This is a genomic window from Acinetobacter haemolyticus CIP 64.3 = MTCC 9819, assembly GCF_000369065.1.
GTDB lineage: Bacteria > Pseudomonadota > Gammaproteobacteria > Pseudomonadales > Moraxellaceae > Acinetobacter > Acinetobacter haemolyticus.
Genome location: NZ_KB849807.1, coordinates 96,817 through 111,525, shown reverse-complemented (window position 1 = coordinate 111,525; position 14,709 = coordinate 96,817). Strand labels below are relative to the sequence as shown.

General features: G+C 40.5%; 15 protein-coding genes. 12 read left to right on the top strand and 3 right to left on the bottom strand.

Annotation, left to right across the window (positions count from 1 at the left end; all coding sequences use genetic code 11):
• The first annotated feature begins 17 nt into the window (after positions 1-17).
• The 8 genes from F927_RS13290 to F927_RS13260 all read left to right on the top strand — a co-directional run bounded on the left by F927_RS13290 (position 18) and on the right by F927_RS13260 (position 6,400).
• Complete coding sequence (locus F927_RS13290) at positions 18-707, top strand: hypothetical protein (protein WP_005085806.1); 690 nt, start codon at positions 18-20, stop codon at positions 705-707.
• A gap of 243 nt (positions 708-950) precedes the next feature.
• A complete protein-coding gene (locus F927_RS13285) occupies positions 951-1,406 on the top strand; it encodes a hypothetical protein (protein ID WP_005085804.1) in 456 nt (151 codons plus the stop codon).
• 189 nt (positions 1,407-1,595) lie between these two features.
• Positions 1,596-1,739, top strand: coding sequence for a zinc ribbon-containing protein (locus F927_RS16935; RefSeq protein ID WP_004637424.1), 144 nt, complete (start codon positions 1,596-1,598; stop codon positions 1,737-1,739).
• Between the two features lie 181 nt (positions 1,740-1,920).
• Positions 1,921-2,808, top strand: a complete 888-nt coding sequence (locus F927_RS13280; RefSeq protein WP_026057251.1) for a DMT family transporter — start codon at positions 1,921-1,923, stop codon at positions 2,806-2,808.
• Between the two features lie 727 nt (positions 2,809-3,535).
• The gene (locus F927_RS13275) at positions 3,536-4,315 is read left to right on the top strand and encodes a 4-hydroxy-tetrahydrodipicolinate reductase (RefSeq protein ID WP_005085799.1); all 780 of its coding nucleotides are present in this window, start codon (positions 3,536-3,538) and stop codon (positions 4,313-4,315) included.
• A 151-nt stretch (positions 4,316-4,466) separates the two neighbouring features.
• A complete protein-coding gene (locus F927_RS13270; RefSeq protein ID WP_005085798.1) occupies positions 4,467-5,132 on the top strand; it encodes an RluA family pseudouridine synthase in 666 nt (221 codons plus the stop codon).
• A gap of 22 nt (positions 5,133-5,154) precedes the next feature.
• Positions 5,155-5,640 carry a GNAT family N-acetyltransferase gene (locus F927_RS13265; protein WP_005085796.1) on the top strand — a complete coding sequence of 162 codons (486 nt, stop codon included), beginning with the start codon at positions 5,155-5,157 and terminating at the stop codon, positions 5,638-5,640.
• Positions 5,641-6,034: 394 nt separating this feature from the next.
• Positions 6,035-6,400 (top strand): ribonuclease E inhibitor RraB, encoded by a 366-nt coding sequence (locus F927_RS13260; protein ID WP_004637429.1) that lies wholly within the window; start codon positions 6,035-6,037, stop codon positions 6,398-6,400.
• Positions 6,401-6,447: 47 nt separating this feature from the next.
• Here the strand turns inward: F927_RS13260 and F927_RS13255 are convergent, their stop codons facing one another.
• Positions 6,448-8,538: a TonB-dependent receptor gene (locus F927_RS13255; RefSeq protein ID WP_005085794.1), complete on the bottom strand. Its 2,091-nt coding sequence runs from the start codon at positions 8,536-8,538 to the stop codon at positions 6,448-6,450.
• Positions 8,539-8,690: 152 nt separating this feature from the next.
• Positions 8,691-9,158, bottom strand: coding sequence for an Lrp/AsnC ligand binding domain-containing protein (locus F927_RS13250; protein WP_005085792.1), 468 nt, complete (start codon positions 9,156-9,158; stop codon positions 8,691-8,693).
• A 137-nt stretch (positions 9,159-9,295) separates the two neighbouring features.
• Between F927_RS13250 and F927_RS13245 the strand changes: the two genes are divergently transcribed.
• The 4 genes from F927_RS13245 (at position 9,296) to F927_RS13230 (ending at position 13,675) form a co-directional block, all read left to right on the top strand.
• Positions 9,296-10,552 (top strand): D-amino acid dehydrogenase, encoded by a 1,257-nt coding sequence (locus F927_RS13245; RefSeq protein WP_005085790.1) that lies wholly within the window; start codon positions 9,296-9,298, stop codon positions 10,550-10,552.
• 24 nt (positions 10,553-10,576) lie between these two features.
• Complete coding sequence (gene alr / locus F927_RS13240) at positions 10,577-11,704, top strand: alanine racemase (RefSeq protein WP_005085788.1); 1,128 nt, start codon at positions 10,577-10,579, stop codon at positions 11,702-11,704.
• Complete coding sequence (locus F927_RS13235) at positions 11,691-12,050, top strand: RidA family protein (RefSeq protein WP_004637434.1); 360 nt, start codon at positions 11,691-11,693, stop codon at positions 12,048-12,050. The genes alr and F927_RS13235 overlap by 14 nt, the downstream gene beginning before the upstream one ends.
• Before the next feature lie 200 nt (positions 12,051-12,250).
• Positions 12,251-13,675, top strand: a complete 1,425-nt coding sequence (locus F927_RS13230; protein WP_171057124.1) for an amino acid permease — start codon at positions 12,251-12,253, stop codon at positions 13,673-13,675.
• 72 nt (positions 13,676-13,747) lie between these two features.
• Here F927_RS13230 and F927_RS13225 read toward each other — a convergent pair whose 3' ends face one another.
• Positions 13,748-14,629, bottom strand: coding sequence for a LysR family transcriptional regulator (locus F927_RS13225; RefSeq protein ID WP_004637436.1), 882 nt, complete (start codon positions 14,627-14,629; stop codon positions 13,748-13,750).
• Positions 14,630-14,709: the final 80 nt, after the last annotated feature.

Below are 14,709 nucleotides of genomic sequence, written 5' to 3'. Positions count from 1 at the left end.
CAACCTTAGTCGTTGCTTTGGCATCTCAGCAAGAGTCTAAAGATTGGTTTAACTCCAACCTTATTCTTACTCATTTGGATTTAGACAAAGCAAATGAAGCGATAAAACAAGAGTTAAAGAAGAAAGGTTATGCTTTTGACCAAGATTTAAATCTAATTACAAGTGATTTGACGAGCAATTCCTCCTATTATACTGGATTAGATAAGTTGGAAGAGGCAATTCATGCTGAGACTAAATTTAAAAAATTTTCAGACTTAGTCAATTTAGTTGCTAAAGGACAAGTTGAGGCTATTCCTGCTATACCAGAGGATTACGTACGTTTAAAAATTAATTATCAAGCTTGTTCGGGAGAGCAGTATCAAGGAAGCACAAGGCTATTGACGCATTGTTCTTCAAGCTTATTGCCTGATTTTAAGTCTAAAAAATTAAGACAGAAAGATAAGCAAGTTTGTGAAATTCAAAAGACAGATGAGCTGCTTTCGATTAAAAGTGGTCAATTTGATTATCAAGTTAAAATAAATCAGCAAGAAAATGACAAGATTACAGATGGTTACCCTGTGATGAATACTTTATTACTTGCTGAAGGAAATCAACGAGTAGAGATGCTTTTTCAATACGATTTACTGGTTATGGCAGCAGCCTATCATGTAGATAATAAAGGTAATCAGATAGATATTATTTCTTGTGATGGTGTATATACTCGCTAATGAATTAATACTATAAATGAGCAAATTTAGTTTAAGTGCGTAGTGTAAGACATTGTTTTTAGTTTTTTATGTAGATTTTAAGTCCTATTTATAAATAGGACTTAACTTTAGGAAAGATTTTTTAGTGGTTGTATTGTTGAATTATAATAATATAACAGGTGATTCCATTTGCTTTTATAGTTTCTTGACTAACTGTTTATTAGAATATCATATTTCCTACAATCAATTTTGAGATTTGTATAAGTGATTAAATTTAAATATTTTTTTAAAATTTTAACCAGTATCTGTGTTTTTGTTCAACTTCCAGCCTGTGTTTCAGTATATGGAACAATGGGCGGTATTACAAAGGCTTATGAAGGAGAAAAGAAACCTTTGGATCAAGTCGCTATTATTTATTCTAATCGACAAGGTAATGAAAGTCATACCTACCTAATTAATGTCGATGGAAAAATATATGGTGATAGAATTGTTTTGGGATTTCCTTTAGTAACACATGTGCTTCCTGGCAAACATGATATTAAAGTTCATTGTAGTTTTTATTCGAATAAATATTCTGAGCCAACTATTCAGGTAGAAGTAAAATCGAATCAGAAATATCAGTTGGATTGTTTTTCTCTAGATGGTGAACATGCCGTTGGACTAATTAAGGAGGTTGATGAGGTACCAAACTTATCTAATCGACGTACTGGTTTAAAATGAGACTTGTAATAAAACTCTTCTAATTTTTTATCTTTACAAGATCTATCTTTGCGATATTCTTCATTTAAAATTAAAGACATTTAGGTCTTTTGCTTGTGCGCCATCACCACTTGTCAGAAAGGTCAATAAATAATCAAAACTATCACGCTATAGTATATATACCATTTCTAAAATCTATGGAGAACAAAGATGGTTACTGCTGGCGAAAAACCTGGAACTGGCTTCTATTTTTGTGTCCAATGCGGACATCGCACTTATTTAGAAATTGGTACTGATCGTTTACCTCCGTGTACCAAATGCCTTGGCAATCAATTTAACAGTAAGAATGCCTAAGCCGCAAACACCAAACAGTTATCCGCTGTTTTGAAGAAAGCCCTATCACTCGATAGGGCTTTTTTGTGAGCGAAAATAAGAGAGCGATCTACACCATCAAACAATTTATTCAATGCAAAGCTCGAAAAATTACAATGAAACGAGTAAATTACATGCATATTTTGACTGTGCATTCGCCTTTATGACTTTTACTTGGATTTTATTTACCTTGATGGCTGCATTTATGCAGGCATGGCGCAACGCATTTCAAAAACAACTCAGTACCACAGTCGATGTTTATGGCACGACACTGGCAAGATTTCTATTTGCACCGATTTTTGCCTTTAGTTATTTGGCTTTTCTCTATAACCAACAACCTGTGACGAGCGAGGTCAGTTTCACCCATAAATTTTGGTTCTATGTGGTGATTGCTGGGGTGAGCCAAATCTATGCAACCGCTTTAATGGTCAAATTATTTCAACAAAAGAACTATGCCATTGGGGTCGGACTTGCCAAAAGTGAAGCCATTTTAGCGGCATTGGTCGGGGTGTTGTTCTTACATGAGCATTTAACTGTATGGGGGTGGGTGGGCGTTTCGATTGGCGCAGTGGCAGTATTTTTACTGAGTAAAGGACGGCAACACACCGAACTTTCAATCAAAACACTCATGATTGGCTTAGGTAGTGGTTTATGTTTTGCGATTACTTCATTGTTAGTCCGTGAAGCCAGTTTAGAACTCGGCATGTTGCCATTTCTCCATCGCGCGGCGTGGGTGCTGTGTAGCTTAATTAGCTTCCAATGCATCATTATGTTGATATATCTCGGGATTTTTAGCCGTCAGACCTTATATAAAATGTGGCAACGATTGGGGCTCACCTTTAAGGTCAGTGTTTGCAGTTTCCTTGCTTCATTGGGTTGGTTTAGTGCAATGAGTATGCAAAGCGTTGCGATTGTGAAAACGCTCGGTCAGATTGAGATTTTATTTAGCTTACTGATCTCAACATTTTTCTTTAAAGAAAAATTAGCGAGAACAGACCACTTGGGCTTATGGTTGGTGATCGTAGCTGCGATTATGGTGATTTGGGCATAATTTTCGTGCCTAAATGAAAAAATACACATGTAAATTTGAATATATCGGAATATAAATCTCATATTTTTATTGGCTGTGGGAAATATTTCCAATATTTAAGCATTGATCAGAAATTGTTTCTAAAAACATAAAAAATCTTTTGGTTTTTAGCAAAACAATCCCACATCGATCTGCCTAAACTATGTCTCAAGGGTGTGAAAGGGATCGAAAAGAGTAGCATGCACCGATGCTTACAAAGCAAGTGTGTACAAACCCAAAAGGTCTCGATTCGGCTTAGGACGCTATAGATCAAAAGTTTATAGGCAAAGGTTATGGCTTACAAAGTCATAGGTGTTGAAGTAAACAACATGTTTTCCCTTGATACCCTCAAAATTCTGAAACTAAAAACTAAAAACTAAAAACTAAAAACTAAAAACTAAAAACTGAGCCTCCCTTCATTCTAATTTCTTCATCTTTGTTCAATATAAATCATTGATTATACAAAACTTCTGTTGGCTACATATAATGTGACACTTTAATAAGTTTATTATTTTCAAATAGTTATATTATATAGATTCATTTTTAACATGCTTTACTTGATTGACAGTGTCAAACTGAGTTGCTAGTTTGAGCCTGACTTTGGTGTTTTGGAGGGTATTTACACAATTTATGAGATGAATCTTGGTATCTGATAAATCTCGATTGGGGGATGTTGGGAAGCCCTCAAATGCATGAAAGGACAATTCAAATGAAAGTGGGTATTATTGGCTTTGGTAAAACAGGCCGTGCAGTTGCATCAGTATTATTAGAGTCGAAAAAGACCAATTTACAATGGGTTATCCGTCAATCAAAACAGTTGGAACAGCAGTCGGTTGCTGATTTCTTGGGAATAGAATCCGATGAACCTAGCCATATTTTTTCAAAAGATGAATATTCTATAGTTGCACTTTTAGATCGTTATCCAGTCGATATTATTGTTGATTTTTCCTCAGAAAATGGCTTGGATTACTATGCTGAGGAAGCGGCGAGACGCGGTATCACGATTATCAGTGCGGTATCTCAATATCCTGAGCAACGAATTCAACAATTAAAACAACTTGCAACTCAAACTTGTGTCTTACATTCACCTAATATTACTCTTGGGATCAATTTTGTCATTCTTGCAGCAAAGATTTTGAAAAATATTGCACCTGAGACCGATATTGATGTGATTGAAGAACATTTTAAGGCAAAACCTGAGGTTTCAGGTACAGCCAAAGTCATCACAAGAGAACTTGATCTGCCTGAAGACAGCATTAAATCAGTACGTGCAGGTGGGATTGTGGGAGTGCATGAAATTTTATTTGGTTTTCCATTCCAAACGGTGCGACTCAAACACGAATCCATCACCCGTGAAGCTTTTGGCAACGGTATTTTATTTGCCATCGAAAATCTAAAAGATAAACCGAAAGGGTTTTATAATATGGAGGCATTGTTATTGCCTTTTTTCAAATTGGATGATCAGCCTGAACTACAGGTTTTGACCTAATTAAATCAATTTAAATTCAGTTGAATAAGCTGTGGTTTCACGTGAAACCTCAACCAGATCTTTGTTTATTTGGTAGAAGAAATGCTTTTGCGGTATTGCCTAAATTTCTTTATGATTTGCGCTGATTTTCTCTTTGACTATTTTGATCTACATGGCGCTAAACGACAATTTTATTTACACACCACCCCAGCAACCATTAGAAATCCTCTATGAAGATGATGATTTGGTTGTGGTGAATAAACCAGCGGGTTTGTTGTCGGTTATGGGACGCTTACCAGAGCATCAAGATAGTGCTTATTTACGTGTGTTAGAAAAATATCCATCTGCCAAAGTGACGCATCGTTTGGATATGGCAACATCAGGTTTATTGATGTTTGCCAAACATCGTGATGCGGAAGTGGCAGTCAGCAAAATGTTTCAGGCACGGACAGTCAAAAAATATTATGAGGCATTGGTACAGGGAAAGATTCAAGCTGAGGGCAGTGTCGAGGTGCCACTGATTACCGATTGGGAGAATCGCCCGCGTCAGATGGTTCATTTTGAATTGGGGAAACCAGCGAAGACTCTATTCCAATCGTTGCACTATGATGCAGAAACGGATCAGAGCCGCGTTCGTTTAGAGCCAGTGACAGGACGCTCACATCAGCTACGCGTTCATATGATGCATATTGGACACCCAATTATGGGGGATAAATTGTATCATCCCGAACCTGCCAAATTTCATTTGAAACGAATGGCCCTCCATGCAGCTTATTTGGCTTTTCAACATCCTTTTCATCAGCAAAACATAGAAATTCATGCTGAGGTAAGGTTTTAAGCTTCCGCAGAAAGGAGCAATCATGTATCCAGTCCAATGTCGTACTTGGCTTGAGTTGACAGAGCTGCAACAAGCACAGCTTAAGTCGCTTTTGTTTGCAGCTGATCCGGATTGGGCTGTGATCTCGACTTATCTGTTGCAGGCAGATATTTTTGTGATGATAAATGAGCAAGATCAAATTATTGCTCAGCTTTGTTTGATTCAAAATGCAGATCAAGCCGAAGTAAAAAATCTTGCGGTTGATCCAAGTCAGCAGGGACAAGGTTTAGCCAAGACCTTGATTTTGTATGTGGTTGGTGCTTTGCAGCAGTCTAGCATTCACACTTTATGGATAAAAACGGGCAACTCTAGCCTTGATCAATTGGCGCTGTATCAAAAATGTGGTTTTCGTATGTCCCATATCGAGCGTAACGTCTTTCAAAACTATCCCGAACCTATTTTTGAAAACGGTATCCGATGCTTGGATCAAGTGGTGTTATCAATCGAATATGATCTCCAGACAAACTAATTTATGGGGATCATTTAGCGGGGGCGTTCGCTACAATTATTATATTGATGCGTCTAAAAACTGACATAAAAATAGGTTAATCTATAGCCAAATAATGAGGGTCTGTTGACGTTTCAGCCATGCATTGCGTTATAGGCTAAAACGACACAAACGAGGCATGAAACGTAGGCAATGGCGATCCCCTTGTCAAGTTTTATAACGAAGTTTGGGGTGGTTTTAGTCATAACCCTATGGGACAGGAACATTTTTTGCTGCTACTTCGTTATGTTCTGCTTATTTAGAATGACTAAATTGCGCAAAACATGCCTTGTATCATCTAAAAAATGTTCGCTGTCGCAAGCATCTGTGAAATGTCAACAGACCCTTCACTGACAACATAACAAAGGATATTCTTATGACACGCGATTATGACCAATTTCCAGATGATGATAATGGCAATGTACTGTGGCAAATGGTTGAAGATGGGAATGACCTAAGTGAGCCGCATGAGGTTGAATTTTCAATCGTGTTTGAAAAACAAGAACAGGTTGAAAAATGTGCTCTACATCTTTTACACCAAGAACAAAAAATCTCCCTCTATCAAGAAGAGCTACATTCAGATGGTTCCGATATGTGGGTGTTAAATGTACACGTCAATATGATGCTGGAATATGAAGATATTGCTGATCTAGAAGAGTGGATGGTGCGTATCGCACAAGAATTTTCAGGTGAGTACGATGGGTGGGGTTGTATGAGCTATATCTATGATGAAGATGAATAAGCATGGATAAAATGTGACTCAGCCCTCAGTGGGCTGAGCCACATCGATTAAAACTTGAATTGTGCCGATACTGAGGCATTCAAAGGTTCACCCGGTTGAACCCATACATCACTATAACTCGAAACATAATAGGTCTTATCAAACAGATTGTTCAGGTTGAACTGATAACGCTGACGATCTGATGGGGCGTAATAGGCATTTAAATTTACCAAGGTATAACTCGGTAAATTAAACCCATTATCCAGATTATGACCACTACGCTCACCGACATAGCTTAGGTTGGCACCGATACCTGCTTTCACTGCACCTTGTTGTAAAAACTCATAGTTGGTACTGATTGAGCCTTGGTGTTTAGGAACATTGCTCAAGCGTGCGCCTTTGACTAAATCTTGGTCTTTCTCGATCTTGGCATCGGTATAGCTATAATTGGCATTGAGTGACCAGCGGTCTGTGAATTGGCTGTTGAAGTCCAGTTCAACACCTTGGCTGCTGACTTCACCTGCAGCCGTTTGAAAACCATTGTCGATTGGATCTGTGGTCAGCACGTTCTGCTTTTGCATTTTAAATAAGGCAACACTCAGCAGGCTGCGGTCATCGATTCGATATTTACTTCCAATTTCATAGCTTTGACCTTTTTCTGGGGCAAAGTTGTCACCATTGCGATCCATACCACTGTTCATCGCAAATGAACGACCATAGTTACTATAGAATGACCAGTGGTCTGATGCTTTGAAATTAACACCAAGGCGTGGGCTGGCTTGGTTAAGGTTTTGCTTGTGCTGGGTTTGTTTCAGGTGATTTTCAAAGTTTTGTTCGACTCGATCAAAGCGAGTACCGACCAAAATGCTCCATTGATCATCAAAGAACATCTGATCTTGTAGATTAATGGCGAAATAGCGTTGTCGCTCATCGGTATTGGTAAAGCTCGCGAGACTCGGTAGAGATTGCCCATAATGAGGCTGATAAATATCAATGGTATTTGGGTGTTCGGCACTATGGTTACGACGTAATTGATATTGGCGATAATCCAATTGTCCCAATTCTGTAGAGACCACGACTTCATGACGTGCCCATGGCGTGTCTAATTTTCCAAGTAATTCGGTTTGTGCCAGCACATCTTCGCTTTGATAATCACGATAGCGACGTTGGCGCTCCAAAGTACGTCCATCGGCTTGTACACGTCGTGGTTCAGTCGAGAAACCGACCATTTGTGCATCTTTATAACTGAGTGCACTGTTCAGCTTCCAAGCATCATTGAACACATGGCTTAAACGCAATTGATAAAAATGGTCTTTTACCCGCATGTCACCATCCCGTGGCTCACCCGTGAAGGTTTTCGGATTCATCACAAACTGTTTCTGAACAGTACTTACTCCGCGATCAAATGTGCCTAAATGTTGGGTAAATTCGCTGTCAAAATCGAGTTGGGTCTGGTCTGAGATTTTCCACGTGAGTTGGGGTGAAAAGAACCAACGTTCACTACTAACATGATCACGGAAACTTTGATTGTCTTCATGGGCGACTGCAAAACGATAAGCAAGCGCATCATTGATTGGCGCCGTATGTTCAAGGCTAATGCGATATTGCTCTTGGCTATTGGCGCGAAGGTTGATCTGGCTTTGGCTTTCCCATTCAGGCTTTTTACTGTTGATATTGAGTAGTCCACCTGTTTCTCCACGACCGTAGAGTGCTGCCATCGGTCCTTTGAGGAAATCCAATGATTCGATATTGACCATATCTTTCGGTGCACTTACCCCGCGATTGACACTTAAACCATTGCGAATGGTTACAGCGCCGAGATTGGGATCGCTACTAAAACCTCGGAAGGAGTAATTATCCCAAAACCCACCGCCATAATTATTTTGATGGAAGACGCCGCTAACCAAGGTTAAGGCATCATCTATGCGTTGCACATCTTGTTGTTCGATCACCTGTTGAGAAAGAAATGAACGGTTAAAGGGAATGTCGAGGACATCGTGGGAGAATTTGGTTCCGCTATTATTCTGATGAAGATCTTGTTGCGTTGTATCTGCTTGAATACGAATGGTTTCAAGTACTGTGGTACGATCTTCAGCCCATGTGATTGTTGAGAAAAAACTAAACCCCAAACAAGACCAAAATCCAAGTGTGCGTTGCATAAATCATCAACCAAAGAAAGACAAAAAATAATTATGTAATAGTATAACATTACATTGAATTTTGAATCTTTTTTTATGCGTTCTTAGAAAAAATACATCAGCGGTTACAGTTAATGAACGCTGTACGTACTTTATGGATTGGGGCGTGGGCTTTACTTGCTTACATCTAAATAGAAACTTTCCTTGACCTCTTCCATGACCACATAGCTATGTGAGGATGCTGAAGCAGGTAGTTTTTTTAATAAATCACCTAATAGTCGGCGATAGGCACTCATTTCTTTGAGTCGTGCTTTCACTAGATAGTCAAATTCACCAGAGATGAGATGGCACTCAAGCACTTCTGGAATATCAACTAAATCGCGTGCGACTTGATCAAATACATCACCTGACTTGGCTGAGAGTTTAATTTCTAAAAATACCAATAAGCTACGCTCGACATGAGCGGGATTGAGTCGAGCATAATAGCCCATGATGATGCCTTCACGTTCTAATCGCTTTACACGCTCAGAACATGGCGTGGTAGACAGATTGACACGGGAAGCTAACTCACTAATTGCAATCCGTCCTTCGCATTGCAATATATCTAAAATCAAGCGATCAATACGGTCTAATTTACGCATAGATTATTTCCTTTTATTTTAATTTTTTCGCGACAAATCGATTAAATTACCTAGATTATACCTATAAAAACAGTCAAAAAAACTATTGGAGCAAAAATATACTAGTTAAATAAACTAGTGAGCGAGAGGGACCTATTATGCGCGTTATCGTTTTAGGAAGTGGTGTGATTGGTGTAGCAAGTGCTTACTATCTTGCGCAACAAGGTGCCCAAGTGACTGTGCTTGATCGTCAGTCTGGTCCAGCAAAAGAAACCAGCTTTGGTAATGCAGGGCAAATCTCGCCAGGTTACTCAACCCCATGGGCAGCACCAGGTATTCCATTTAAAGCCGTGAAATGGATGTTTCAACATCATGCACCGCTTGCCATTAATATCGATGGCAGTATGTGGCAGTTACAGTGGATGGCACAAATGCTGAAAAACTGTAATCCACAAAGTTATGCAGTCAACAAAGAGCGCATGATGCGTGTAGCGGAATATAGCCGCGATTGTTTACGCCAACTGAGAACTGAAACGGGTATCAACTACGAGAATCGTTCTAAAGGCACTTTGCAGGTGTTTCGTAATGATGCACAACTTGAAGCGGTGCAGCGTGATATCCAAGTCCTGAAAGAATGTGGTGTCGATTTTAATTTATTGAATGCAGAAGAACTCGGCAGCGTTGAACCTGCACTGGCACACACTGATAAATTGGTGGGTGGATTGCATTTGCCAAATGATGAAACAGGCGACTGTTATTTATTTACCAATGCTTTGGCAAAAGTAGCGCAAGATTTAGGTGTCGAATTTAAATTCGATCAAAATGTTGAGCAATTGATTGTTGAAGGTGATGAAATCAAAGGTGTGCTGGTCAATGGTGTGGTTTTAACAGCTGATCGTTTCGTGCTTGCCTTTGGTAGTTATTCGCGTGATTTCTTAAAACCATTGCAATTGAATCTTCCTGTGTATCCTGTCAAAGGTTATTCATTGACGATTCCAATTGTTGAACCAAAATTTGCACCGCAATCAACGGTTTTGGATGAAACTTATAAAGTTGCGATTACGCGTTTTGACCAACGTATCCGTGTTGGAGGGATGGCGGAATTAAGCGGCTTTAATTTGGGCTTAAATGATGATCGCCGTGCAACTTTGGAAATGGTGACCCAAGATTTATTCCCAGGTGGTGATTTACAACAAGCTTCATTCTGGACAGGTTTACGTCCAATGACACCAGACAGTACACCGATTATTGGTGCAACCAAATATAAAAACCTGTTCTTAAATACGGGTCATGGCACCTTGGGTTGGACCATGGCATGTGGCTCAGGCAAATTGATCAGCGATCTAGTGATGAATCATCGTACCGAGATTAGTACTGACGGTTTATCGATCCAGCGTTATTCACACGCGGCATAATTTTAAGCTACAAGGAAGTTGATTATGCCTCGTCCAATTACTGCGATCATTCATACGCAGGCTTTACGCCAAAATCTTGAACTATTGAGAACGACAGTCCCAAATAGCAAGGTGTTTGCGGTGGTCAAAGCCAATGCCTATGGGCATGGAATCGAACGCGTCTATGATGCCTTTAAAACAGCGGATGGCTTCGCCTTACTCGATATTGAGGAAGCCAAACGTCTGCGTGCATTGGGTTGGACAGGTCCAATCCTGTTACTGGAAGGGATTTTTTCACCTCAAGATTTATTTGATTGTGCTCAATACCAGCTCAGTTTCACGGTGCATAGTGAACATCAGCTGGAGTGGTTACAACAACATATTTATCCAGCTCAGTTTGATATTTTTCTTAAAATGAACAGTGGTATGAATCGTTTAGGGTTCAAGCCACAACAATATCGCCAAGTGTGGCGACATCTTCAGCATCTTAACAATGTCGTGAAAATCACCCATATGATGCATTTCTCCGATGCGGATGGGCAGCGCTTTGGTCAAGCGGGTGTGGACTATCAACTGGCAGAATTTGAGACGCATATTCAAGATTTACCCGGTGAAAGATCGGTCAGTAATAGCGCCGCCATCCTCAGATATCCAACACAACTACATTCCGATTATGTCCGTGGCGGCATCATGCTGTATGGCAGCTCGCCTGATTTCCCTCAGCACAGTATCCAAGATTGGGGACTTGCGCCAACCATGAGTTTGCGTAGTGAACTGATCGCAATCCAGCAGCTAAAAACCAATGAAAGTGTGGGGTATGGCTCAAGTTTTGTCGCTGAACATGCCATGAGCGTCGGCATCGTCGCTTGTGGTTATGCCGATGGTTATCAACGCATCTCTCCTACAGGAACCCCGATACTGGTCAATGGAATTCGTACCCGAACCATTGGACGAGTCAGTATGGATATGTTGGCAGTGGATTTAACACCTGTACCGAATGCTGAAATTGGTAGCGAAGTTGTGCTTTGGGGGACCTCAAAAACAGGAAGTATTTTACCCATTGATGATGTTGCAGCAGCCTCAGGCACCGTCGGTTATGAACTGATGTGTGGGGTGACCGCACGTGTCAAATTTATCAATCAAGACGAAGGAAATCATCATGTCTCATTCTGATATTCAGAAAATCAATAGCACCGAAGTGATGAGTGCAGTCACTGTTTTTAACAAAGTGGTGTATTTATCAGGACAAGTGCCTAAAAATCCAGACCTCGATATTGAAGGGCAGACTCGAGATATTCTCGCAACGATTGAGCAGCTTCTCGATTCGGCAAATACCGATAAATCACGTCTATTGTCGGTTCAACTTTTTCTAAAAGATCTCTCAGATTTTCCGACAGTCAATGCGATCTATGTCGATTGGTTAAAAGGTTGTGTTGCACCTTCTCGTGCCACGATTCAAGCAGATTTGGTCAATCCAAATTGGCTGATTGAGATTGCAGTGATTGCAGCACAAAAATAAAGCAAACAGAGATCGTTTTGCTTAAATAATATAAAAAAAGGTGAAAAGTAACGTATTTGTTGTAGATAAAACAGCAGTAGATGCGTATTTTCTTGCAATCAATATGCGTCCGCCATTTTAAAAGAGAGCGAATTTTCGCAACAAAATAAAAAGGCTGGCGCATATACGAATAAGAAAAAGGGAACTTTTTTATGACGGTTATGCAACAGCATCCAAATGATCAACACGCGCCAAATGATTTACAACGCAAACTTTCCAATCGCCATTTACAACTGATCGCCATTGGTGGTGCGATTGGAACAGGCTTGTTTATGGGGTCAGGAAAAACCATTTCCTTGGCAGGCCCATCGATTCTGTTTATTTACATGATCATCGGGACCATGTTTTTCTTTTTGATGCGGGCACTGGGTGAGTTGTTGCTTGCCAATTTACAGTATAAATCTTTTGTGGATATGGCACATGATTTGATCGGGCCATGGGCAGGCTACTATATTGGCTGGACCTATTGGCTGGGCTGGGTACTGGTCGGAATTGCGGATTTGGCCGCAGTCATTAATTATCTTGGTTTCTGGTTACCTGAAGGTGTGTCATTTACGCCGATGGGACAAGCATTGATTAGTGCGGGTTGTGTGCTGTTTGTGCTGGGACTTAATTTGTTGACAGTACGTTTATTTGGTGAGATTGAGTTTTGGTTTGCCTTGATTAAAATTTTAGCGATCATTGCCTTGATCGGCGTCGGCGGCTATATGATTTTTAGTCACTTCCAAGCGCCTGAAGGTGCGGTAGCATCGCTCAGTAATGTTTGGTCGCATGGCGGTATGTTCCCTAAAGGCTTGGATGGCTTCTTGGCCGGTTTCCAAATTGCTGTTTTTGCCTTTGTCGGGGTAGAGTTAGTGGGAACCACAGCAGCTGAAACCAAAGATCCGCATAAAAATCTTCCAAAAGCCATTAATGCGATTCCGATTCGAATCATTTTGTTCTATGTATTGGCCTTATTGGTGGTGATGGCTGTTACGCCGTGGGATAGTATTCGTGCGGATAAAAGCCCATTCGTGGAATTATTCCTGAATGCAGGGATTGTCACTTCTGCAATTATTATGAATTTGGTGGTGTTATCGTCGGTGATGTCATCCATGAACAGTGGCGTATTTTCGACCAGCCGAATGTTGTTTGGTTTATCTAAAGATGGTCAAGCACCTGCGGCATTGGGACGTTTATCGAAGAAAGCGGTACCTGCCAATGGACTGTTTTTTTCCTGCGTTTTTATTATGGGGGGTGCAGTACTCCAGTATTTCGTACCGAATACACTGGAAGCATTTACCTTGGCGAGTGCTCTGTGCGTGATTTTATTCATCAGTGTATGGAGTCTGATTATGGTGTGCTATATCCGCTACCGTAAATTGCGTCCTGAATTACATGTGCAGTCGAATTTTAAAATGCCGGGTGGCGTTTGGATGTCCTATCTGGTGATTCTCTTCTTGCTATTTGCCTTGGTGATCTTGGCACTTGAACCTGATACCTTGAAAGCATTGTATGTGAGTCCATTGTGGTTGTTGATTCTGGCTGCAACATATCAGTTGGTGTACAAACCACGATTACGGAAACTTCAACGAGAACTGGTATAAAACAGTCTCAAATCCTAGATGCTAAGAGCTAGCCTACAAGACTGGCTCTTTTTATATCTGTCATTTGAATCGTTAATCAATGAGCAAATGTTGGTATTGATCAGCTTGTTTGCGTAAGTAATCCCAAACCAGTTTAATTCGTGGCTCATGTTGTAAATCAACGAATGTCAGCATCCAAAAGGTATGGTTGAAACGAACTTGTTCAGCTAAAACGGTTTCAAGCTCAGGTTTATCATCTGCTAGAAACTTGGGTAATATGGCTAACCCTGCGCCAGCACTGACCGCAATTTGCTGTGCCAAAATGCTACTACTGCGAAAATTTGCAGTGAGTTTTAAGGGTAAGCGTTCTAGACAATACAGCTCAGGGCTATAGACCAAATCATCAATATAATTGACAAAACGATGTTGGGTTAAATCTTCTAAACGACGAATGGGGGGAGTGTTGGCTAAATAATTTTTACTGCCGTAAATTTTTAAACAATAATCTGACAAGCGCGTGATGATATAAGGACCAGATGTGGGACGTTCAATCGAGACCACAATATCGGCTTCACGATGCGAAAGCTTAATCATTTTCGGCACAGGAATTAGGTCGATGGTGAGCAGAGGATATCGAATCGAAAACTCCGCCAGCAGTCGTGCAAGAAATGCAGTCCCAAAGCCTTCAGGTGTGCCAATTCGCACACGACCTTGTAAGGGTTGATGTGGTTTTTCAATCTGAAGAAAGGCTTGTTCCATTTGCTCTACCTGAGGAACGAGTGCTAAACCTTCAAACGTCAGTTCATAACCAGAAGCTTCTCGTTTGAATAAAGTCGTCCCTAAAGCCAGCTCCAATGCCTGAATTCGTCGAGCAACCGTACTGTGCTCGACGCCAATGATGCGTGCCGCACTGGTTAAGGTTTTGGTTCGTGCCAGAACCAGAAAAAACTGTAGATGATCCCAATCCACTTTCATTGTTATTGTGTCCCTTGTGCATATTTGCACACCAATCGTGCATTAATTTGCGTTGGTGGTCAAAGATTTGTTTGCTAGTC

Bases quoted from the DNA above. Each gene is read 5' to 3' on its own strand.
- F927_RS16935 (WP_004637424.1), top strand. From the start codon at position 1,596: ATGGTTACTGCTGGCGAAAAACCTGGAACTGGCTTCTATTTTTGTGTC.
- F927_RS13280 (WP_026057251.1), top strand. From the start codon at position 1,921: ATGACTTTTACTTGGATTTTATTTACCTTGATGGCTGCATTTATGCAG.
- F927_RS13275 (WP_005085799.1), top strand. From the start codon at position 3,536: ATGAAAGTGGGTATTATTGGCTTTGGTAAAACAGGCCGTGCAGTTGCA.
- F927_RS13270 (WP_005085798.1), top strand. From the start codon at position 4,467: ATGGCGCTAAACGACAATTTTATTTACACACCACCCCAGCAACCATTA.
- F927_RS13265 (WP_005085796.1), top strand. From the start codon at position 5,155: ATGTATCCAGTCCAATGTCGTACTTGGCTTGAGTTGACAGAGCTGCAA.
- F927_RS13260 (WP_004637429.1), top strand. From the start codon at position 6,035: ATGACACGCGATTATGACCAATTTCCAGATGATGATAATGGCAATGTA.
- F927_RS13255 (WP_005085794.1), bottom strand. From the start codon at position 8,538: ATGCAACGCACACTTGGATTTTGGTCTTGTTTGGGGTTTAGTTTTTTC.
- F927_RS13250 (WP_005085792.1), bottom strand. From the start codon at position 9,158: ATGCGTAAATTAGACCGTATTGATCGCTTGATTTTAGATATATTGCAA.
- F927_RS13245 (WP_005085790.1), top strand. From the start codon at position 9,296: ATGCGCGTTATCGTTTTAGGAAGTGGTGTGATTGGTGTAGCAAGTGCT.
- alr (WP_005085788.1), top strand. From the start codon at position 10,577: ATGCCTCGTCCAATTACTGCGATCATTCATACGCAGGCTTTACGCCAA.
- F927_RS13235 (WP_004637434.1), top strand. From the start codon at position 11,691: ATGTCTCATTCTGATATTCAGAAAATCAATAGCACCGAAGTGATGAGT.
- F927_RS13230 (WP_171057124.1), top strand. From the start codon at position 12,251: ATGCAACAGCATCCAAATGATCAACACGCGCCAAATGATTTACAACGC.
- F927_RS13225 (WP_004637436.1), bottom strand. From the start codon at position 14,629: ATGAAAGTGGATTGGGATCATCTACAGTTTTTTCTGGTTCTGGCACGA.